At 37.2% G+C, this 21,551-nt stretch carries 20 protein-coding genes and 2 pseudogenes; 18 read left to right on the top strand and 4 right to left on the bottom strand.

Features of this window, described 5'->3' with window-relative positions; all coding sequences use genetic code 11:
* Positions 1–2: 2 nt before the first annotated feature.
* The 3 genes from RB214_RS08495 (at position 3) to RB214_RS08485 (ending at position 5,088) form a co-directional block, all read left to right on the top strand.
* A complete protein-coding gene (locus RB214_RS08495) occupies positions 3–1,151 on the top strand; it encodes a 5-(carboxyamino)imidazole ribonucleotide synthase (RefSeq protein WP_309168887.1) in 1,149 nt (382 codons plus the stop codon).
* 124 nt (positions 1,152–1,275) lie between these two features.
* On the top strand, positions 1,276–2,451 hold the full coding sequence (locus RB214_RS08490) for an endonuclease/exonuclease/phosphatase family protein (RefSeq protein WP_309168885.1): 1,176 nt from the start codon (positions 1,276–1,278) through the stop codon (positions 2,449–2,451).
* A 132-nt stretch (positions 2,452–2,583) separates the two neighbouring features.
* Positions 2,584–5,088 (top strand): prolyl oligopeptidase family serine peptidase, encoded by a 2,505-nt coding sequence (locus RB214_RS08485; RefSeq protein ID WP_309168883.1) that lies wholly within the window; start codon positions 2,584–2,586, stop codon positions 5,086–5,088.
* Positions 5,089–5,169: 81 nt separating this feature from the next.
* Here RB214_RS08485 and rrtA read toward each other — a convergent pair whose 3' ends face one another.
* Positions 5,170–5,754: a rhombosortase gene (gene rrtA / locus RB214_RS08480; RefSeq protein ID WP_309168881.1), complete on the bottom strand. Its 585-nt coding sequence runs from the start codon at positions 5,752–5,754 to the stop codon at positions 5,170–5,172.
* Between the two features lie 97 nt (positions 5,755–5,851).
* Here rrtA and ggt point away from each other — a divergent pair, with 97 nt between their 5' ends.
* The 3 genes from ggt to RB214_RS08465 all read left to right on the top strand — a co-directional run bounded on the left by ggt (position 5,852) and on the right by RB214_RS08465 (position 10,347).
* Positions 5,852–7,630: a gamma-glutamyltransferase gene (gene ggt, locus RB214_RS08475; protein WP_309168879.1), complete on the top strand. Its 1,779-nt coding sequence runs from the start codon at positions 5,852–5,854 to the stop codon at positions 7,628–7,630.
* A 142-nt stretch (positions 7,631–7,772) separates the two neighbouring features.
* Positions 7,773–9,467, top strand: a complete 1,695-nt coding sequence (locus RB214_RS08470; protein WP_165743844.1) for an NAD-dependent malic enzyme — start codon at positions 7,773–7,775, stop codon at positions 9,465–9,467.
* A 154-nt stretch (positions 9,468–9,621) separates the two neighbouring features.
* On the top strand, positions 9,622–10,347 hold the full coding sequence (locus RB214_RS08465) for an SIMPL domain-containing protein (RefSeq protein WP_309168876.1): 726 nt from the start codon (positions 9,622–9,624) through the stop codon (positions 10,345–10,347).
* Positions 10,348–10,481: 134 nt separating this feature from the next.
* Here the strand turns inward: RB214_RS08465 and RB214_RS08460 are convergent, their stop codons facing one another.
* Positions 10,482–11,828, bottom strand: a complete 1,347-nt coding sequence (locus RB214_RS08460; protein WP_024596617.1) for a DUF2254 domain-containing protein — start codon at positions 11,826–11,828, stop codon at positions 10,482–10,484.
* A gap of 152 nt (positions 11,829–11,980) precedes the next feature.
* Here RB214_RS08460 and RB214_RS08455 point away from each other — a divergent pair, with 152 nt between their 5' ends.
* The 12 genes and pseudogenes from RB214_RS08455 (at position 11,981) to RB214_RS08400 (ending at position 18,906) form a co-directional block, all read left to right on the top strand.
* Positions 11,981–12,352 (top strand): MAPEG family protein, encoded by a 372-nt coding sequence (locus RB214_RS08455; protein WP_002962524.1) that lies wholly within the window; start codon positions 11,981–11,983, stop codon positions 12,350–12,352.
* 14 nt (positions 12,353–12,366) lie between these two features.
* Complete coding sequence (locus tag RB214_RS08450; protein WP_024596618.1) at positions 12,367–12,999, top strand: sulfotransferase; 633 nt, start codon at positions 12,367–12,369, stop codon at positions 12,997–12,999.
* A gap of 47 nt (positions 13,000–13,046) precedes the next feature.
* Entirely contained in the window at positions 13,047–13,619 is a 573-nt protein-coding gene (locus RB214_RS08445; protein ID WP_007586685.1) for a tRNA-(ms[2]io[6]A)-hydroxylase, read from the top strand.
* Between the two features lie 213 nt (positions 13,620–13,832).
* Positions 13,833–14,150 (top strand): pilus assembly protein N-terminal domain-containing protein, encoded by a 318-nt coding sequence (locus tag RB214_RS08440; RefSeq protein ID WP_024596619.1) that lies wholly within the window; start codon positions 13,833–13,835, stop codon positions 14,148–14,150.
* A complete protein-coding gene (locus RB214_RS08435; protein WP_259365569.1) occupies positions 14,134–14,406 on the top strand; it encodes a hypothetical protein in 273 nt (90 codons plus the stop codon). Before RB214_RS08440 ends, RB214_RS08435 begins: the two co-directional genes overlap by 17 nt.
* Positions 14,403–14,927: a hypothetical protein gene (locus RB214_RS08430; protein WP_309168872.1), complete on the top strand. Its 525-nt coding sequence runs from the start codon at positions 14,403–14,405 to the stop codon at positions 14,925–14,927. The genes RB214_RS08435 and RB214_RS08430 overlap by 4 nt, the downstream gene beginning before the upstream one ends.
* A gap of 5 nt (positions 14,928–14,932) precedes the next feature.
* Positions 14,933–15,625 carry a hypothetical protein gene (locus tag RB214_RS08425; RefSeq protein ID WP_309168871.1) on the top strand — a complete coding sequence of 231 codons (693 nt, stop codon included), beginning with the start codon at positions 14,933–14,935 and terminating at the stop codon, positions 15,623–15,625.
* A gap of 57 nt (positions 15,626–15,682) precedes the next feature.
* On the top strand, positions 15,683–16,111 hold the full coding sequence (locus RB214_RS08420; RefSeq protein WP_309168869.1) for a hypothetical protein: 429 nt from the start codon (positions 15,683–15,685) through the stop codon (positions 16,109–16,111).
* The gene (locus RB214_RS08415; protein WP_309168866.1) at positions 16,047–16,577 is read left to right on the top strand and encodes a histidine kinase dimerization/phospho-acceptor domain-containing protein; all 531 of its coding nucleotides are present in this window, start codon (positions 16,047–16,049) and stop codon (positions 16,575–16,577) included. Before RB214_RS08420 ends, RB214_RS08415 begins: the two co-directional genes overlap by 65 nt.
* A 162-nt stretch (positions 16,578–16,739) precedes the next feature.
* A complete protein-coding gene (locus RB214_RS08410) occupies positions 16,740–17,273 on the top strand; it encodes a response regulator (protein ID WP_309168864.1) in 534 nt (177 codons plus the stop codon).
* Positions 17,274–17,369: 96 nt separating this feature from the next.
* The gene (locus tag RB214_RS08405) at positions 17,370–17,798 is read left to right on the top strand and encodes a response regulator (RefSeq protein WP_024604388.1); all 429 of its coding nucleotides are present in this window, start codon (positions 17,370–17,372) and stop codon (positions 17,796–17,798) included.
* Between the two features lie 283 nt (positions 17,799–18,081).
* Positions 18,082–18,906, top strand: a pseudogene (locus RB214_RS08400) (alpha/beta fold hydrolase).
* 430 nt (positions 18,907–19,336) lie between these two features.
* On the opposite strand, the gene RB214_RS08395 reads toward RB214_RS08400, so the two are convergent.
* Together RB214_RS08395 and RB214_RS08390 are read right to left on the bottom strand one after the other, a co-directional pair.
* Positions 19,337–20,296: a sugar-binding transcriptional regulator gene (locus RB214_RS08395; RefSeq protein WP_024599101.1), complete on the bottom strand. Its 960-nt coding sequence runs from the start codon at positions 20,294–20,296 to the stop codon at positions 19,337–19,339.
* A gap of 248 nt (positions 20,297–20,544) precedes the next feature.
* A pseudogene (locus tag RB214_RS08390) lies at positions 20,545–21,546 on the bottom strand (ABC transporter ATP-binding protein).
* Between the last annotated feature and the right edge of the window lie 5 nt (positions 21,547–21,551).

Below are 21,551 nucleotides of genomic sequence, written 5' to 3'. Positions count from 1 at the left end.
TAATGAATATTTTAATATTAGGTGCAGGGCAACTTGCACGTATGATGAGTCTTGCAGGCGCGCCGCTTAATTTAAACGTTGTTGCGTACGATGTAGGCAGTAAACAAATTATGCACCCGCTAACCGGTGACATTTATAACACGTCGCTTGAGCAAGCAATATCAAACGCTGATGCCATTACTGCCGAGTTTGAGCACATTCCTGATGACGTACTAACCCTTTGCTGTAACAGTAATAAGTTTTACCCAGGAAAAGCCGCTATTAAAACCGGTGGCGATCGCTCGCTTGAAAAGGCATTGCTTGATAAAACAAACGTAACTTGTGCGCCGTACCAATTAATTACTGAAAAAGCGCATTTAGAACTTGCCGTTAAAACTCTAGGTAAACCTCTTGTAATTAAAACATGCCAAGCGGGTTACGACGGAAAAGGCCAATGGCGTTTAAAATCGGATGATCAAATAGACGAAATTTGGTCACAAATGGCTGATTTTATTGCATCAGGCACCGAGCTTGCGCCACATACAATTATTGCTGAAAAAATGATCCCGTTTGATCGTGAAGTCTCTATTATTGGTGCGCGCGATAAACACGGTAATGTTGCTATTTATCCGCTAACAGAAAACGAGCACACCAATGGTGTGTTAACGCTTTCTATTGCTGGTAAGAATAATCGCAGCGTTGAAGCGCAAGCAAACGATGCATTTACAAAAATAGCAAATGAGCTTAACTACGTTGGCGTGTTAGCTATTGAGTTTTTTGATGTACAAGGAACGTTACTCGTTAACGAAATTGCACCGCGTGTACATAATTCAGGCCACTGGACGCAACAAGGTTGCCATTGTTCACAGTTTGAAAACCACATGCGCGCTGTTGCAGGCTTACCGCTTGGTAATACTGAGCTTAAACACATTACCGCGATGATAAACGTACTAGGGCAACCTAGTATTCCATCTGATGTACTAAAATACGCAGATGTGACTAGCCATTGGTACGGTAAAACTGCAAAACCAGGTCGTAAAATGGGCCATATAAACGTATCGGCCACTAGCATGAACGACCTAGCAGATAAATTAGGTGAGCTTACTGAATATTTACCTGAGCAAGACTACCCAGGTATTTTAAAAGCGGCAGCTAATTTAATCCTTCATTAAATGGCTAAATACTCGTTTTATTAAATGCCGAGCTTGCTCGGCTTTTTTATGTCTAAAAAAGACGCGTGGATACCCAGTTTGTGAAATAATGATTGAGTCTAAAATTTTACAGTGAAATAATTTAATGAAACTCAAAGCAATTTATAGCGCACTACTTGTTGCCGCTTCTTTTAGTACTTTTTTTAGTCACAGTGCATTTGCATCAGACTCTCTTCGTGTTGCAACTTTTAATGTAAGTATGGATGCAACTAATCACACGCCCAAAGGTGAGCAAGTTAAAAGTGATGCTTTAGTTAATGCACTTAAAGCTAACCACCAGCAAATTAAGAACATAGCGGAAATTATTCAGCGTGTTCGCCCTGATATTATTTTACTTAACGAATTTGATTACATCCCAAAAGAGCAGGGTATTGAATACTTTAATCAGCATTATTTAAATGTAGGTCAGCAAAGACAAGCCGCTATTAACTACCCTTACTCTTATATTGCACCAGTAAATACAGGCCTAGCTACCGAGTTTGATTTAGATAACGATGGCAAAAAAAATGGCGTGATGGGCGATGCACAAGGCTTTGGCTTTTTTGAAGGGCATTATGGTATGGCTATTTTGTCAAAATACCCAATTAATTTTGATAAAGTAAGAACCCTTCAAACCTTTAAATATAAAGACATGCCAAATGCACAAATGCCTGTGATGCCTAAAACAGGTGAAAACTGGTATAACGCACAAGAATGGCAAGCACTTAGACTCAGTTCTAAATCGTTTTGGGATTTACCTATTAGCGTAAATGATAAAACAATTCATGTTATTGCATCTCACCCAACACCGCCTGTATTCGACGGTGAAGAGGATAGAAACGGCAAGCGTAACCACGATGAAGTAAGGTTAATTGCCGATTACGTTTCAAATGCTAAGTATATTTACGACGATAAAGGCGAAAAGGGCGGTTTAAAAACTCACTCTCGTTTTGTTATTTTAGGCGATTTAAATGCAGCCCCTGAGGGGGACAAAGCCCGTACAAATACCACCGAGCAATTACTTAAAAACCCACTTATTAACGCTCAATTTGTTCCAAAAAGTGAAGGTGCTAAAGAGCAATACGATGTACCTTATGCACAAAATTACAGTGCTAATTGGCAAGCCCGTGTTGATTACGTTTTACCGTCAAACTATGGTTTAAAAATTAAGGGTGGTGGTGTGTTTTGGCCTACTAAAGCGAGTAGTGAATATCGTTTAATTAAAGATAGAAACGCATCGAGCGATCACCGACTGGTTTGGCTTGATTTGGTAATTGAATAACGCCTATTAACAAGAGAAGCGCTAGTAAACTGAGCTTTACCCTGTTTAATGGCTATTTATCTTAAAAAATTGCAATAACTTAAGTGCTTCTGCTTAAATACGGCTTAATTATAATAACCGTATAGAAGCACTATGATTTTTAATTTTTCTTCATCTAAAACGTTAGTGGCCTTAGCTGTTGCCTCAAGTGTTATGCTTGCAGGTTGTAGCGCTACCGCTAACACCTCTTCAACACAGCAAAGTGCTTTACCAGCAAGTAAGGTTGCTGCGGTTGTGAACACGCCAGCAGATATCGGCTCACAAAAAATAACGCTAGAACAAGCAATGGCCGATCCTGATTGGATGGGCAATCAGCCAGAGAACGCTTACTGGGCTAGCGATTCGGCTACTATTATTTATGCTCAAAAAGAGCAAGGTAATACACTACGCAATTTATTTAGCCAATCTGTTACTAGCCAAACAGCAGAGCAGGTAGCTCTTAATAAACTTCATACTGTGGGTTCTAATAAAGCCGTTTATTCTAAAAATAAAACAATGGCGGCTTACACGTTTAAAGGCAATGTGTTTGTTAAAAACCTAAAAACCGGTGAACTTAAGCAAATTACAGCGACATCAGCAAACGAGTCTAAACCACAATTTTTAAATAATGGCGATTTAGTTTACCGCCAAGGCAATGTTTTTTTTAAAGTTGATTTAAAAACAGGCTTAACCACTGAGCTTGCTAACTTAAAACTTGCTGATGAGCCAAAAGGGATTGAAGAGCCAAGCACGTATATTGCTAAAGAGCAGCATAAACTGATTAAGTTTGTGGCGCTTCAACAAAAAAATAAAAAAGATCAGCAAGCACGTAATGAGCAAATTAATGAACAAAACGATTCAATTGCTAATACGGCTTACTACTTAGGTGACGGTAATAAAGTTGCAGAGGCTCAGCTTTCGCCAAATGGTGATGCGTTATTAGTCGTTGTACAAAAGCAAACAGATTGGCGTGGTGATGGCGATATTATGCCTAACTACATTACAAATGATGCAACCATTGAGCCTAAAAAAGCACGCCGCCGTGTAGCTGACGCTAAAGAAGAAACCTCAAAGCTTGTGTACATCAATTTAACTAACAAAGAACAAACTTCACTTAGCTTTAATACCTTACCGGGCTTTGACGAAGATGTTTTAGCCGCAGTTAAAAAAGAAAACTATGCACGGAAAGGTAAAACATATAAGTCTAAAAGGGCGCCTCGTGGCATTAACCTTATTATGGACTGGGGTTTTGAGCAAAGCCCAATAGTATGGAACGATGACGGCTCGCAAGTGGCTATCATGCTCGAAGCATGGGACAACAAAGACCGCTGGCTTGCTACTGTTGATTTTGAAAACAACAAACTTGTGTCGCAACATCGCCTGCATGACGACGCATGGATTGCTTATGCGTTTAACGACTTTGGGTGGTTACATAACTCGAACACGCTTTATTACCTATCGGAAGAGTCGGGTTACAGTCAGCTTTATAAAAAACCAGTTAATGGTAGTGCAACCGCGCTAACACAAGGCCAATTTGAGGTTTCTAACTTAACGCTTACCAGTGACAACAGCGCAATTTATTATAAAGCGAATGTTGAACACCCAGGTCTGTACGAAATTTACCGTGTTAACCCGCAAACTGGTAAGAGTGAGCAAGTTACTGACTTAAACGGCATGACCGATTACACGTTAAGCCCAGATGAAACCAAGTTACTCCTTAAGCACTCTACAATTACGATGCCTAATGAGCTTTATGTAGCTGACGCACAAGCCAATGCAAAAGCAACGCGCTTAACTCATACAGTGTCGGATGAGTTTTTAGCTAAAAAGCTAACTGCACCTAAAATTGTTGCTGTGCCATCGAGCCATACCGAACAACCAATATACGCAAAAGTGTACTACCCAGCTGACTACGTAGAAGGTGAAGTAGGTAAAAATCGCAAAGCAGTTATTTTTAACCACGGCGCGGGTTACTTACAAAACTCGCATATGGGATTTTCGGTTTATTTTCGTGAATTTATGTTTCATTCATTGCTCGCTGATGAAGGTTACATAGTAATGGATATGGATTACCGCGCATCTAAAGGTTACGGCCGTGATTGGCGCACCGCGATTTATCGTCAAATGGGCACACCTGAAACACAAGATTTAGCCGATGGCGTTAAATGGATGGCGCAAAATGCCAACGTTGATACCAAAGCAGTCGGCACTTATGGCGGCTCATACGGCGGCTTTATGACCTTTATGGCATTGTTTACCGCGCCTGAGTTGTTTCAATCGGGTGCGGCACTACGACCTGTTACCGACTGGGCACATTACAACACGGGGTACACTGCTAATATATTAAACCATCCTGATGTTGACCCGATTGCATATGAGCGCAGCTCGCCAATTTATTACGCTGAGGGTTTAAACAAACGTTTATTAATTAACGCACCCATGGTTGACGATAACGTGTTTTTTCAAGACTCAGTGCGTTTAGTACAGCGCTTAATAGAGCTTGAAAAACAAAACTTTGAAACAGCTATATTCCCTGTTGAACCGCATGGCTTTGTACAGCCTTCAAGCTGGTTAGACGAATACCGCCGTATTTATAAGTTATTTAAAGAAACGCTTTAATCTTTAATTATAAAAACAAAAACGCCGCATTGGTTTAGTTAACTAATGCGGCGTTTTTATTGGATTGAACAAAATCTAACTTTATTTTTTCTTTTTAAAGAGCTCTATAACCAGTGGTATGGCAAGCAGAGTCCCGCCAATTACACCAATTAAATGTGCATCAATAGCCACAGTGGAGTTAATAAGCTTTCCTATATCAGCATTAGGGCCGCTAAATTGCTCAAACGCTATTTTAATCCATACGCCTATAAATAATAAATAACCTGACTTTAGCCCTACGGTTATATCTTTAACTGCGCCCCAAATAATTACACCATGCAGTAGAGCACTTAATCCGGTGTAAATATGTATGTTTGGGCAAAACCAGTAAACACCGAGTCCACACCACAGTGCTAGCGCACTTGTATTAAAAGCGTAGCGAGTAGGGGGTGTGTATTCGCCATGTAGTAACCATATTAGTAAAACACCACTGGCATTTAATCCCAAATGAGCCCAATTAGCATGAACAAATTGGCTAGAAAAAATTCGCCACAGTTCGCCATCATCAATTAGGCTTCGGTTAAATTCAAGTAAACTATTTAAATCAAATGCAGCAAAAATGGTACTAAAAAGCAGCAAAATAATAGGCGGTAATATATAACGAGGTTGAATAGGTAAATTAAGCATTTTATTATATTTTTTTAGTCAAAATTTTTGCATATTGTGCCCGTTTAACTTTAAGATGCCAAATACAACTACGTAATTAAGTGTTTTTAGTATTTTTATGCATTTTAAACTTAACTCATTATTTGCCATTGGACTGTGCGCAGTATCACTGCCTTCATTTGCACAGCAAACAACTCAAATTGAAACTCGCGAACCTGAAGCTGCTACAGGATTAATCCATAAAAAAGTAGTGCAAGGTGATAAATACATGGTAGCTGCGGCAAATCCATATGCCTCAAAAGCCGGTCAACAAATTTTAGCCCAAGGCGGCAGTGCCGTAGATGCTGCGATTGCTACTCAACTAGTGCTTACTTTAGTTGAGCCGCAATCCTCAGGTATTGGCGGTGGTACATTTATGATGTATTACAACAAGGCTAACAATAAATTAACTAGTTTTGATGGCCGCGAAACCGCACCTGCAAATGCAGACGAAACGCTGTTTTTAGATAAACACGGTAAAGCCGTTAAATGGATTGAAGCCGTAGTAGGTGGACGCTCTGTTGGTGTACCCGGTATTTTACATGCCTTTGCAAGTGCACATAAACAATACGGTACATTACCGTGGGAAGCGCTTTTTAAACCTGCTATTGAACTTGCAGAGCAAGGCTTTGTAGTTTCGCCGCGTTTACACGGCTTATTAGCCCGACAGTTAAACCCAGGCGTATTGAGTATGCCGATTATTAACGAATACTTTTACCCAAATGATAAATTAATTGAAGTGGGTAGTGTTAAAAAGAATCAACCACTTGCTGATTTGTACAAAGACATTGCAAAGCAGGGCATTGATGCATTTTACAAAGGCGAAAATGCAAAACAAATGGTTAATGCTGTACAGCGCTCTAAAATTGCCCCAGGCAAATTAAGCGTACAAGACTTAGCAGATTACAAAAGCAAAGAACGCGATGCGGTATGTATACAATACCGTGCCTATAATGTGTGTTCAATGGCGCCACCAAGCAGTGGCGGTGTTGCGGTACTGCAAATGCTAGGCTTACTTGAACATAAAGATATGAGCGCACTTAAGCCAAACGGCGAAAAGGCGATTCATTACTTTAGCCAAGCTTCGCGCATAGCATTTGCCGATCGCGATATGTACATGGGCGATCCCGATTTCACCCAAGTACCTACAAAAGAGCTCCTAAACAAAGATTACATTGCCTCGCGCGCTAAATTAATTACAGAAACAGATCAAAAAGCCATAGCTGGTAATCCTGTAGGGTACTTAAGTTATGCAATGGATGATTCATACGAATTACCTTCTACCTCACACGTATCTGTTGTAGATAGTAAAGGCAATGCAGTTTCGATGACCAGTTCAATTGAAATGGCGTTTGGCTCTACGGTTATGGTTAATGGCTTTATTTTAAATAACCAACTAACTGACTTTTCGTTATCGCCACGTAAAAACGGCAAGCTTGTAGCAAACCGTGTAGAGGCTGGTAAACGCCCGCGTAGCTCTATGTCACCGGTAATGGTATTTAATAAAGATGGTAGCTTACGCTTAATCGTAGGCTCACCTGGTGGTAGCCGTATCATCGATTACGTTGCACAAGTTGTTGTGGGTGTTATTGACTGGAATTTATCAGCGCAAGACGCCATTAACTTACCGCGTACAACAAATCGTAACGATTACACCAGCCTTGAAAAAGGCACAACCATAGAAGCCATTGCGCCTGCACTTACCAAACGCGGCCACAATGTACGTATTATTGATTTAAACTCAGGCTTACACGCAGTTGAAGTTAAAAATAATACCTTATATGGTGGCGCTGATCCGCGCCGTGAAGGTGTTGCGTTATCTGATTTAACTGATAATAACGCCACTATCAAATTTTAAATTATGTATAATATACATGCGGGCAGTGAAGTCCGCATGTATTTTCTCTCAATGGTCTGACTAGCTTAATTGTCGTTGCAATTAAACCTCTAACACTGATAATGACAGATCATAACTTAAGACTCCGTTAAAGCCTGGAAATATGACAACTAATACTGATCCTAACTACTTATATATTCATCATTCTGGCCCTGGCCTAATTGAAACACCGCTATTAAATAAAGGCAGCGCCTTTAGTAAAAAAGAACGCGAAAATTTCAATCTTGCTGGTTTACTTCCTCCTCGCTTTGAAACAATAGAAGAGCAAGTTGAGCGTTGTTATCAGCAGTATTCTAGCTTTACCGACAACCTTAATAAGCATATTTACTTACGTGCGATTCAAGATAACAACGAAACACTTTACTACCGTTTAGTGCGTGACCACCTTGAAGAAATGATGCCAATCATTTATACACCGACAGTGGGCGATGCTTGTGAAAAATTCTCAGACATTTATCGCAGCGCACGTGGCTTATTTATTTCGTATGAAGATCGCTACCAAATTGACGACATTTTACGCAACGCTACCAAAGGTAAAGTAAAAGTTATTGTTGTAACCGATGGCGAGCGTATTTTAGGCCTAGGCGATCAGGGTATTGGTGGCATGGGTATTCCAATTGGTAAATTGTCACTTTACACAGCGTGTGGTGGTATAAGCCCAGCATACACATTGCCTGTAATGCTTGATGTGGGTACTAATAACGAAAAGCTTTTAAACGATCCTATGTACATGGGTGCACGCCATAAGCGTATTGCTCAAGACGAATACGATGAGTTTTTAGATTTATTCATTAAAGCGGTTAAACGTCGCTGGCCAAATGTGTTACTTCAGTTTGAAGATTTTGCACAGCCAAATGCAATGCCATTACTTAAGCGCTACCGCAATGAAATTTGTAGCTTTAACGATGACATTCAAGGTACTGCGGCTGTAACGGTCGGTTCTTTACTTGCTGCGTGTCGTGTTAAAAATTCAACCCTAAGCCAGCAAAAAGTAGTTTTTGTGGGTGCAGGCTCTGCTGGTTGTGGTATTGCTGAGCAAATTATTAGCCAAATGGTTTTTGAAGGTATTTCAGAAGCTCAAGCGCGTAGCCAAGTATTTATGGTTGACCGTTTTGGTTTGCTTAGTGAGGGTATGGAAGGCTTACGCGATTTCCAACAAGCACTTGCACAACCTAAAGGCTCTTTAAGTGATTGGACTTACAGTGGCGAATACGCATCACTTCTTGATGTTATGCACTGTGCTGAACCTGATATTCTAATTGGTGTTTCTGGTCAACCTGGCTTATTTACAGAACAAGTAATACGCGCTATGCATGCCGGTTGTGAACAGCCAATTATTTTCCCATTAAGTAATCCATCTAAGCAAGTAGAAGCGCATCCTGCTGATGTGATTAAGTGGACTGACGGTAAAGCACTTGTTGCCACAGGTAGCCCATTTGATCCTGTTGAGTACAATGGCGAGACGTTCCCAATCCCACAATGTAACAACAGTTATATTTTCCCGGGTATTGGTTTAGGTGTTATTGCCGCTAAAGCGACACGCATTACTGATGCTATGTTAAGTGTGTCTAGCGAAATGCTTGCAGAGTCGTCGCCGCGTGCAAACACAGGTAAAGGTAGTTTATTACCAGCCTTGACTGAAATTGAAACGCTAAGTAAACGTATTGCATTTGCCATCGCTAAAAAAGCAATCGAAGAGGGCGTTGCTCTTGAGATTACTGATGATGCATTATGGGCAGCAATCGACAAAAATTACTGGTTACCAAAATACCGTAACTATAAACGCAGTAGTATTTAGTAACGTTTATACGTAATTTTAAGTAAATGGTGTAATAGCATTAGTTACAACGCTTAACAAAAAACAGGCAATTGCCTGTTTTTTTGTGCTTGTTCATATTTAATTAACCACGTACGGTGTTTACTTGCTTTTACATAATTAAAGGATCGACTTAATGAAAACACTGACTTTTGTTTTAGGTAGTGCACTGGCTTTAAACGTACTTAGCTTTGATGCACTTGCGGCAGCGACTCCCGATGCTCCTCATATTTATGTTAAGGGCGAAGCGACTCTTACTACAATGCCAGATTACGTACAGCTAAGTGTAGGTATTACCGAAGTTGATAAAGACTTAATTGCTGCTAAAAATAAAACCGACTTAACTATCGCCAAGGCAATTAAGCTCGTAAAAGAGATTGGTGTTAAAGAGGGAGATATAAACGCAGGGCAAATTTCAATAAACCGTGATAGCCAATACAACCGCACTACCGGTAATCAAGAATTTAAAGGCTTTAAGGTTTCTCGTACGTTAACAGTAAAACTCAGCGATATAAATAAATACCCAGAGTTACTACAAAGCTTAGTTAACAACGGTATTAACGAAATTAATCAAACTCAATTTTTCGCAAGCAACTATAACGAGCTGCATAAAAAAGCACAAAAGTTAGCAATTAAAGACGCACGTGACGCAGCAAAAGAGTTTAGTGAAGATTATGACGTTGATTTAAAAGGATTGTACAGCGCATCACTGAGTCCACTCAATGTGCAGTCGCAGCCTTATATGCGCGCAGAAAAAGTAATGATGGCTGATAGCGCACCAAGTAACTATGTACCTGATGCCTACCATGCTGGAGAGATTAAAGTAACAGCGTCAAGCTATGCTGTGTACTACATAGATTAAAATATAGGTTCTTCCTAGGGACGATTAACTCTATGTTGCTCGGTTTTTACTTAGCCCACTAGGTTACAAACCTCGCGCCGCGATTTAATCGCCCCTAGATTGAACAAATTTCAATCCAAATAATTCAACACGCCCTAGTGGTGCTCAAAACGTGCCACCAACTTCTCACCTTGCTCTTGGCTGATACGCGCTATAGAGTTGAGCATATTAGTCACTTCGCGTCTGTCGTATTCATTAGTTACATGCTCATTTATGTCATCAACAATCGCATTTAAATAATTAAATAAACTGTTTCGTGCATCGGTATCTTTATGGGCTACAAACAAAATATTTTTGAATGCCTCAAGCACGTTTGTCATTACGTATGCATCGCCTTTGGCGTAATTACGCAGCGGTGTAAAGTTGTCATGTAATAACTCATCAAAGCTTGTTTCATGAAGGTACAACAATGGGGCATTATCACTGTGCTTAAACGAGTAGTTAATATCGTTAATTGAAAGTCGTTGAATAAGTAAAATACTCAGCATATCAATTGATTTAACCGCAGTACCGGGATCGTTGATACCTGGACTCATTGCCTTAACTGCAATTTCTGATATTTGCGTTAATCCATAACGGTAATGATCGCTAATGTACTCTTCTATATAAAAAATAAAGCAGTCGAGAATTTTATTAATCAGCTCTTCATCGTTTGCTATCTCTTTATTACATTTTAAAAACGGGTAACCTTTAACTGTAAAATAGCCTTGGTTTACAGATATATACACCTTTATATCTTGCTCAGCCAAAATGGCACACAGCTTATCGGTATGTACGCCTTTATAATATCCTTCTGTTTTACTGCTAACCGAATGCCATTTGCTAAAGTCTGGAAAGTCCTCAACTGGGTCCTCTTGTTGTCTTTGTATTATTGTTTTAATTTCGTTTTTAGTTTGGCTAAACAAGCCATTTAACACGTTATCAACTTGAATAGCACGTGAGATTGAGTGTATAAAAAATACAAACAAACCTAATGAAATCAATCCAAAAACAAGTGCAAACAACACACCTATTGAAGGAATTGCCGTACTGCCACCATCAAGCTTATTAATATTTATAAGCATAATAATAGAGTAAATTATGCTGCCTAAATAAAACCCCAAAACCATTTGGTGTGATTTGCGCGTAATAAGCCCTGGCACTACGCGGGGCGATAAACTCGCGCTGGCTGAATTTAAAACCACCATTACCATCGAAAAACTAAACACGGTAAGCGAAATAATACTCCCCGCTAAAGTGCTTAGAATAGTCCGCGCGTTTTCGGCGCTATCTACAAGTACAACCGATATAAACGATTTTAGCTGCTCAACAGGGGCTAAATATTCAACCGACATTGTAATAATGGCAAATAACAAAAAGCCCACTGAAAGCATCGAAGGGTAAAAGCCAATACTGTTAATCATTTCACGGTAACTGTCGGCTACTTTACGAGGTACAAACATAAAATCCTTATGTATTTTCTACTAACTTAATACCTCTAGCTTAGCATAGGCAATTATTAAACTTCTGATAATGCTGCTCAAATTTATGTGTTATTATCACGCCCACAATAATAGAGCGCATATTTATGCGATAAAAATAACAGGAAAACGCCGTGATCATTTCAACTTATGCTGCATTACTCGCATTCTTTTACATTTATTTAAGCTTTAACGTAATAAAAGTGCGCCGTGCGGAGCAAATATCGCTTGGTGATAACGGTAATGCAACGCTACAACGTGCTGTGCGTGCCCACGCAAATTTTATGGAATACGTGCCATTTGCTTTAATTTTGCTTTTTTTAGCAGAGTACCAAGGGCTTGCTAGCCATTACTGCCATATATTAGGTGGTGCGTTATTAGTAGGGCGTGTGTTTCAAAATTTAGGCATAGTAGAAAAAAGCCTTAAATATCGCCAAATTGGTACTATTACTACATTTTTAGTCATGATTATCAGCGCCTTTGTATTACTAGTAACACGCGGCTAATTATAGAAAAGTTAATGAGCAAAATATTTATAATAGGTTTACCACGTACCGGCACAACTAGTGTGTGCCATGCATTTTTAGAACTTGGCATTACAACAGCGCATACCGCGTATACTAATGCCTGTTTTGAAAATGCCAGCGCAATTGCTGACACTCCCATATTTAACGATTTTAAAGCGCTTGATATTCATTATCCTGACTCTAAGTTTATTTATTTAGAGCGCGAACTTGGTGCATGGCTTGTATCAATAAAACAGCTTTTAACGCGTATGCACACTAATTTAACCCGTGCAGACGGGGGCTTTAATATTCATATAAAGCGCTGTTATTTAAATACGTTTAGTGAGCTTTCGCTTAATAATATTAGCGACGATAGTTACTTAGCTCACTGCTACGAAACACATTTTAACGATGCTCACACGTACTTTAAGAATCGTGACAACGATTTTTTATCCATTGATATAGCAAAGCCCGATAGCTACAAAAAACTATGCGATTTTTTAGCATTAAAAAGTGACAAAGCTGATTTTGAAAAAATGAATATGGGCGGTAAAGTCACCGCATGGAACGATATCAAACACCCGCTAAAAGTTGAATCCACCGCTAAAGGGCGCATAGATAAATTGCTGCCTTACAAGATTTTTTAAAACAAATACGTTAAAATCCCCGCATTATTATTTGAGTTGTACAGAACATGTTTGAATTAAAATACCACACCCCATTTGAATGGACCGAAGTTGTCCTTGCTGACTTTAATACTTTTTTACAAGATCATGCCGCTGCAGAAAAAAAAGCATCGGGTATGGCTATGTCTATGCTTTCACATTACCCAGACAAACGTAAATTAGTAAAAGCCATGACCGACTTAGCATTAGAAGAATTAATACACTTTAAACAAGTGCTTAAGTTACTTTTAGAGCGCGATGTAAACTTAGGTGACGACAAAAAAGATCCGTACATAAAACAAATACGTGCACTGTTTAGACATGGTCGTGATGGTTTTTTAATGGACCGATTACTGGTTGGCGGTGTAATTGAAGCACGTGGCCACGAGCGTTTTTCTTTAGTTGCACAAGCACTTCCTGAGGGTAAAGAAAAAGATTTTTATGTTGCTATTGCTAAGTCAGAAGAAAAACATAAAAACCTATTTGTAGAACTAGCTTACGAATACTTTGAAAAAGAAGAAGTTGATGTTCGCCTAGAAGAGCTGCTTATAGCTGAAGCTAAAATCTGTGAAAGCATCCCGTTTACAGCCGCTTTGCATTAATTAAAACTAGCGTAAAGCGTATTTTCACTCGCTTTGCGCCACACACCTCTGCTCTTATTTCTTTGTTAACCTCTTCATGAATTGTTGATTTGCAATTTGCGAATCAAAATAATAAAAAACACGTTTATACATCTTAATCCACTGATTATAAATACAAAAAACCTTGGTCTCATACTTGCTACCTATACAGTAAGCAAATTGAGGGAAAGGCTTATGTTAAAATTTATTTTTATACTATTACTAATATCTTTTACCGCTATGGGCAGTGAAAGTCATTTAGATTATATAGAAAATGCAAATGGTGAGCGGGTACAAAAAGTATCGCACTTAGTTAAATGGACGCATACTCGCTTTGTGTTTACCCGTGATATTTCTCGTATTGCACTTGGCCACGAAACAACGCTTGATGTGAACGTGGTTAATGGTCGCGAGCTACTAATTTTAGCTAAAAAGTTGGGCCGTACATCTATGATGGTGTGGTACGACGATAAAAGCTCGGAAACATTTCACTATTTTGCAAACCACATTTGAGCTGGTCGGTATCGATTTAGTAAATAACCTTATCATTAGTGAAACACTGAGCTTAATAGGGATTGAGCCAGGTATTACATATTGCAAAACATCACTTAATTTAGTTAATGCAGAACAAGTAATTAATATCACCACAGGCGAACCTGCTCTTAGTAGTTTAACGCCACCATTTAAAGTTTTACTGCCAGTACATAGCGGCCAAAACAGTACAACGTGGATACATACTCCCCCAAAAGGGGAAGGAGAACGTCAATGAACGCCTCAAATATATTTACCTCACATGCTAATTTAGCAGATACACCAACTGATGAAATATCAACAGAAATTAAAGAAACGCTAACGCTACTAAAACAGTTTTATGATGTTCCAATTGTTAAATTTATCGATTTTAGAGAGGTTTATTCAGAGCAGTTAATAACCTGCAACGATAAAGAAAGTGTCGAAAATGAGTTATTAAGCTATCAACTACGCTGCACACAAGAAAAACTATATTTATTTGAAGATACCTTTTTTGATGATGTATCAAACAACACGCACAAATTAATTCGTTTTTATGCACAATATCCAATTTATAGTGTCACTAATAAATTCATTGGCGTAGTGCTGATGGCTGATTTAGCACCTAAAACATTAATAGGTTCACAAAAAAATCAGTTTATTTCATTTGCTCAATTATTGCAGACACAGTTAAATAAAAATTCAGATTCAGTAAGTAATCAAAGTACTAATCCTGTGAAAAAAATTATGGGGAAAAGTATATTCATGTATTTAGTTTAGCGCCCGTGGCATTCTTAATTGCATTAGTATTATGCTCATTCACTGCATTACTGCTTTATACTATAGAAAAAAAGGAGCTGCAAAGTAATTACAATGAACAAACTCAGCAATTACGTAAAACGTTATTTAATGCTCTAGAGCGATTTGATAATCAAGGATTATATATATCGCAAAAAGATTTAGTTATCGCAGGCTTTTTACAAAGCCAAAATAGCTATACAAAAGAGCAGCTTAATGATTTAGTACAGAGTCAGGTTTCACAAAGCTTAACTTATAAAGGGTATGTTGTGTTTGATTCTGAGTATAACCAACTTGCACTTTGGTCAAAAAATAATTTTGATTTAGCCGCGTATGGATTTAAAAACTGGTTAGAAAAATTCAATAATAGAGCGAATAAACAAGCAGTAGAAGTATTTACTGTTGCAGATACGGCCTTCTTAATTTCTGAAATAAATATTAAACAAGGCTCTATTTATACACTTACAGCATTTGATTTAAGTAAGTTTTTAAAAGCCGTTATTGGCAAATTAAACACTGAAAATTATAACGTTTTTATAGCAACACCACAGTTTACTTTAGGAAAACAAGGAGAAGTAAACCCCAGTATAATTAAAAATAGTATTAGCGCTTTGAGCAGTCGTTTTCCACCTACTTGGCGTTTACATGTGCAACCAATGAATAAAATAGTACGTCCATAAATAACTAAATATATCCTAATTAGATTAGGACTGATCGCCTTTTGTGTATTCGCATTCGTGTACTATTTTTTACGTTTGCCTAGGCGTTTACACAATGAAATAAAACAAAAAAATCAGTTAATACTTAATAGGGAAGAGCTATTTTCAAGTTCTCTTGATGCATTGCCACATGGGTTTGCTATTTTTAATAGCCACGAATTTCCTGTGATTACTAACAATGCATTTAATCTTTTATTTCCACAGGTGAATAAACAAAACAGTCAGCTATCGTATAGCCAGCTGATAAGTATTGCGCAACAGCATAATATTATAAATCATTACCATGAGCATCATAAGCTTGATGATGATCGTAACCAATTAATAGATATAGGTTTTACAGACGGGAAGTGGATAACTGTATTACAAAGACATACAGATTTTAATGGTTTTGTTTGCTACTTTAGAGATGATACAGAGGCACATCAAAAAGAATGTTTACATCGCTGATGTTCTCGAAAAATCTAAACAGACAAATCAATTAAAAGAAAAATTTGTTTCAAGGCTTAGTCGTCAATTAAAAACGCCTTTATCATCTTTAAAGTCATTAATTGAAATATCAAAAGATCCTATAAGCTTTAACGAATTTAAAAACAATGTAGGGAATATTTCTGATGTGTGCGACCAGCTTGAAAGTGTGATTCAACAGCTCGTAAATATAAATAAATCAGAGATAGGTAAGTTAAAGCTTCAAGCCAAAAACGTAAATCTAAAGAAACTGATCAATAATAACATGTCAATTTTAACGAAAGAGGCTGAAAATAATAAAATAGTTTTGAAAAATAATATTACATCAGAGTTAACGGTAGCAAGCGATGAAAAGTTAATTTCTCAACTGGTTATTCAGTTAGTTACTGAGGTTTTGGATTCATCAAATAATATAACGCTTTCAATTGACGCTCAGATTAAAAAATAAAGTACTCGTAATTACTTAAACCTCGACTTTTCATTAAGTAATTTAATCAACACTAACCATTTTATAACTGAACTTAAAAGCATTTCGGGTGATAATATAACACGCTTTATAGATGATAAAGACTTATTATTAGAGTTAAAGTTTTTTATCTCGATATTTAAAATGCTTGGTGGGAAAGCGATAATTATTAGCAGTAATGCAAATAAAACGACGATATCACTTTCTATGTTGGTAAACCTAGCGAGTAAACAAAACAAAGATGATGAACAAGAAGTATTAAACAGTCCATTAATAACTACCGATTTAGTAAATATTAATCCATTAACTAATGAAGAACAAAACACGCTATTACTGGTTGATGACGATCCACTGGTTGAAATTGTTATTAGGGCAATGCTAAAAAATGAGAGCATTAAAATAGATTACGCGCGCAGTGCTATAGAAGCAATGTTAATGGTATCTCAAAACAGTTACGACATTATTTTAATGGACATAGTAATGCCAGAATTATCAGGAACTGATGCTATGTTAAAAATTAAAAAACACAGTGATAATTCTAAAACTAAAATAATTGCACATACATCGACACCCGATCCAGAATCTAAATATGTAAACCAGGGCTTTGATGACATGCTATTAAAACCTGTAAAACAAGGCATATTAATAAACCAAATAGCACGTATTTTAAAAAGATAGGCCGCTATACCAACCGTCTTAATGTAGATTTTATGTAACGATAAAATATTAATGCCGGTTGGTGTTACATATAGCGTAATATATTCGAGGTAAAAAATGAAAAAAACGATTGAAGATACGATGGAAGTTATCGGATTTAATACAGTAAAACCTATAAATAAAACTACACGACTGCTTTTAGTCGATGATGATTTACTAATAGAAATTGTAATAAGAAAAATGCTTAAAGAAGAAAACATATTAATAGATTTTGCATCCAGTGCAATAGAGGCGCTATTAATGGTTTCTCAAAATATTTACGATATTATTTTAATGGACATAGTCATGCCACAGTTTACGGGCACCGACGCAATGCTAAAAATAAGAAAGCACGCTGATGCATCAGCAACGAAAATTATTGCGCATACATTTAGTGAAAACGAAAATAGTAATAATAAATATATAAAGCTTGGGTTTAATGGTTTGTTATTAAAGCCAGTTAAGCAAGGTGTATTAATTGAAAATATTAGATCTTTCTTAAAGTGATTAATAGCAATAGTAGGGCGGTTGCATATTTAAGAGCAAACGCTTCACACTTCATAAAGTGGTTTAACAATCACAATTATCAAACTCTATAATAATAAAAAACAAATAAACTTACTTAGCCTAGAGCCCAAGTATTACAAGGGTTTGGGTTTGACTTTAAATTATTATAATTTTTGAATAACTAAAAAATACTCATCTTGGGATGGAATTTGCTTTATAAGGTTATATTCTAATTTTATAGTTTATTAAACATTATAATTTTTAAAGTTAACGAGGCAAAATTATGAGCAAAACACAGTACGTTACAGTAGAAGGTCATCAAATTGCTTATCAAGAAATGGGACAAGGCACACCTTTATTATTAATACATGGCATACCAACTAACAAATTTTTATGGCGAAATGTGATGCCCAAACTCGCATCAGAACATCGAGTAATAGCGCCTGATTTACTAAACTTTGGTGAATCAGATATGCCAATTAACACTGATGTATCTATAAATGCGCAATGTAGAATAATGTGTAAGTTTATAGAAGAGCTCGGTATTTCTAAAGTTAATATTGCTGCACATGATATTGGTGGTGGTGTTGCTCAATTAATGGCTGTAAATCATCCGGATAAAGTAAACGGGTTGGTTTTACTTGATAGTGTATGTTTTGATTCTTGGCCAATACCAGAATTTGAACCTTTACTAGAACCAGGCGTAGAAGAAAAAACATCTGTAGATGAATTTGTTGATACATTAAGAGATTTCATGCCCAAAGGTGTTTACGACTCGAACGTAATGACTGAAGAGTTGATGAAAATATACTTAACACCATGGAGTAATGAAAAAGGAAAAGCCGCTTTATTTAGTAACATGCGCAGGCTCAATAAAGAATATACCGAAGCTATTACAGGCGATCTTAAAAGCTTACCTCATGAAACACTCATAATATGGGGTAAAGAAGACAAATTTCAAAAGCCAAAGTATGCACCAATGTTAGAAGAAGCAATTCCAAATTCGTCATTGGTTTGAATAGATAAAGCCGCACATTGGGTTATTGATGAACATCCAGATAAAGTGTCTGAGCTTATTAGTGATTTTATGAATGATAAATTATTCTAGTGAATTACTAGGATAATTTAAAATCTATTTATTTCAATATGTTAAGTTTTATTGCATAAAGTAGCGAATAGGCAATCAGTGTAATACCGCTTGATTATATTAATAACCAAGCGGTATTTTTATATGTTTAAGTAACAAATAGCGAAAAGAGGCAAAACATTAATTTTTAAAATAAGTAGGTTTAAGTAGGTTAATGCTTATTAAATAGTCAAAATATCGCGTTTATACGTTAATTCATGAAGGTGAGTAACTTAGTTATGTATTTATTTACCCTATTTAACATAATATAAATTATAGGTAGTTAATGTATATATAGAAAGAGCGCTTAAATGCGCCCTTACTATGTCCAATACTAGACGGTATCGGACATTAAATGATTTTATTACAATAACAGGTATTACTAATACAGATACTTTATTTATCAATTTGTTTAATCAATACTAAGTAAACGCTCAGCTGTATATTCGTTAGTAATTAATCCACTGATCATGTTTGACCTTACTGCGCCCAAAATGGCTAACACTTTTTCTTCACCAGCAGCTATCGCATAAATCTGTTTGTTAGCATTTGTTTTTAATGGCGTACTTGCTACACGCTGATTAACTGTGCAATCTAAAATCTTACCGTTTTTATCAAACACCCAACTAATCATTTCACCAACAGCACCAAGATCTTGTAACTCTTTAAGTTCTTGCGCATCAATAAAACCATCTATATGTAATGGCGACTTTTCACCTAAGCTACCAATACCCACAAATGTTACATCGGCATCTTTAGCGAGTTTTAAATTACCGGTAATATTTTGTTGTGCGTGCAACTGTTCTTTTTCTTCAATGCTTCTTGGTAAAACTGGCAATGGCATTGGATAATGTTTTGCATTGGTGTGTTCGGCCATTCTTACTACAACATCATAAGGTGAAGCCGATCCATCCAAAGCCATATTACCTAGCATGGCTACAATTTTATGTTGCGGACAATCAACGGTTCTTAGCTCATCCACACATGAACGTAAAACTCGACCGGTTCCCATAGCAAGTACTTTGGGTTGTTCTGATTTTAAATGACGTTCTATTTCTGCCGCGCCAGCTTGAGCCAAACCTAATGTAGATGATGGTTCTGAGGGATCGCTCGGTACAACTTCACACGAATCTAACCCAAAACGGCTTTTTAATTTTTCAGCTAAATCCATGCATTTGGCAATCGGGTGGTCAAGTCTAACTTTAATTAATCCTTGGCTCACAGATAATGCCACCATTCTTTGTGCAGATTGACGAGATATATTTAGCTTTTTAGCAATTTCATCTTGTGTGTTACCGCCAACATAATATAACCACCCTGCTCTGGCTGCATCATCTAGCTTTCTAATTTCTGTATTTGATAGCTTTACCACGTAAACCTCTTAAAATAGAAGGAAAACCAAGTCCTTATTTTCATTACATAATTTCAATTATATGTGCTGCTATATAAATTATTTTATTAATTTTGGAGTATCTATTTATCAATAACGTTTTTGTTATTTATAGTTGTAAATATACCATTCCTTAATAAAAAATACCTAGGTTTCATAGGATTATGTAATTAGAATTTAGTTAATAGCACCTTTATAAAGGTGCTATTTAAGGTAATTAAAGATTGGCTCTAGCGAATTGTTAAACAGTTATTATCAAACTTTATTACTTTACCAGCCGGTGCGCTTAGGTAAATACTATCGCCATATTTTAACGGACAATCACCATCTGCTTTTACTGTTACGGTCCCTTTGCCTTCAATATTTATATGTAAAAAGCTCTCCGATCCTAAATGTTCAATTACACCTACAGTACCAGCCCACGTTCCTTGCTCAGTAGAGAGTGTTATATGCTCTGGTCGTATACCAATACAACTAACATTCGCATCTTCATTTTGTGGAGCATCTATAAAATTCATTTTTGGAGAGCTAATAAAACCAGCTACAAATTTGTTTACTGGGTTTTTATAAAGCTCTAAAGGTGTGCCTACCTGTTCAATAATACCGGCATTAAATACCGCGATTCTATCTGCCATTGTCATAGCTTCAACCTGATCGTGCGTAACATAAATCATTGTTGTAGCTAAACTTTTATGTAATTCAGATATTTCTAAACGCATATTTACACGTAGTGACGCATCAAGATTTGAAAGCGGTTCATCAAATAAAAATGCCGAAGGCTGACGAACAATTGCGCGCCCTATTGCTACGCGCTGACGTTGACCGCCCGATCATTGCCCAGGCTTTCGTTCTAAATAATCGGTCAAATTAAGAATTTTAGCGGCGTTAGCAATTTTACTTTCGATTTCTGCAGGGCTAACTTTGGCTCTTTTTAAAGGAAAAGCAATATTGTTACGCACGGTCATATGCGGATATAACGCGTAGGATTGAAACACCATTGCTAAGCCTCTTTTTGCAGGTGGTGTTTTTGTAGCGTCAATGCCGTCAATTTCTATATTACCACTGGTGGTATCTTCAAGCCCTGCGATCATACGAAGTAATGTAGATTTACCACAGCCTGATGGCCCAACAAATACGATAAACTCACCGTCTTTAATTTCTAAGTCGAGTGGTTTAATTACGTTAACTTCATCAAAGTTTTTAGTGACTTGTTTTAGTGTGATGCTGCCCATGTGTA

The sequence above is a fragment of the Pseudoalteromonas sp. HL-AS1 genome (assembly GCF_031198785.1).
GTDB lineage: Bacteria > Pseudomonadota > Gammaproteobacteria > Enterobacterales > Alteromonadaceae > Pseudoalteromonas > Pseudoalteromonas distincta.
Note: the sequence above shows the minus strand (reverse complement) of the source record. Positions and strands in the feature narration are given on the sequence as shown.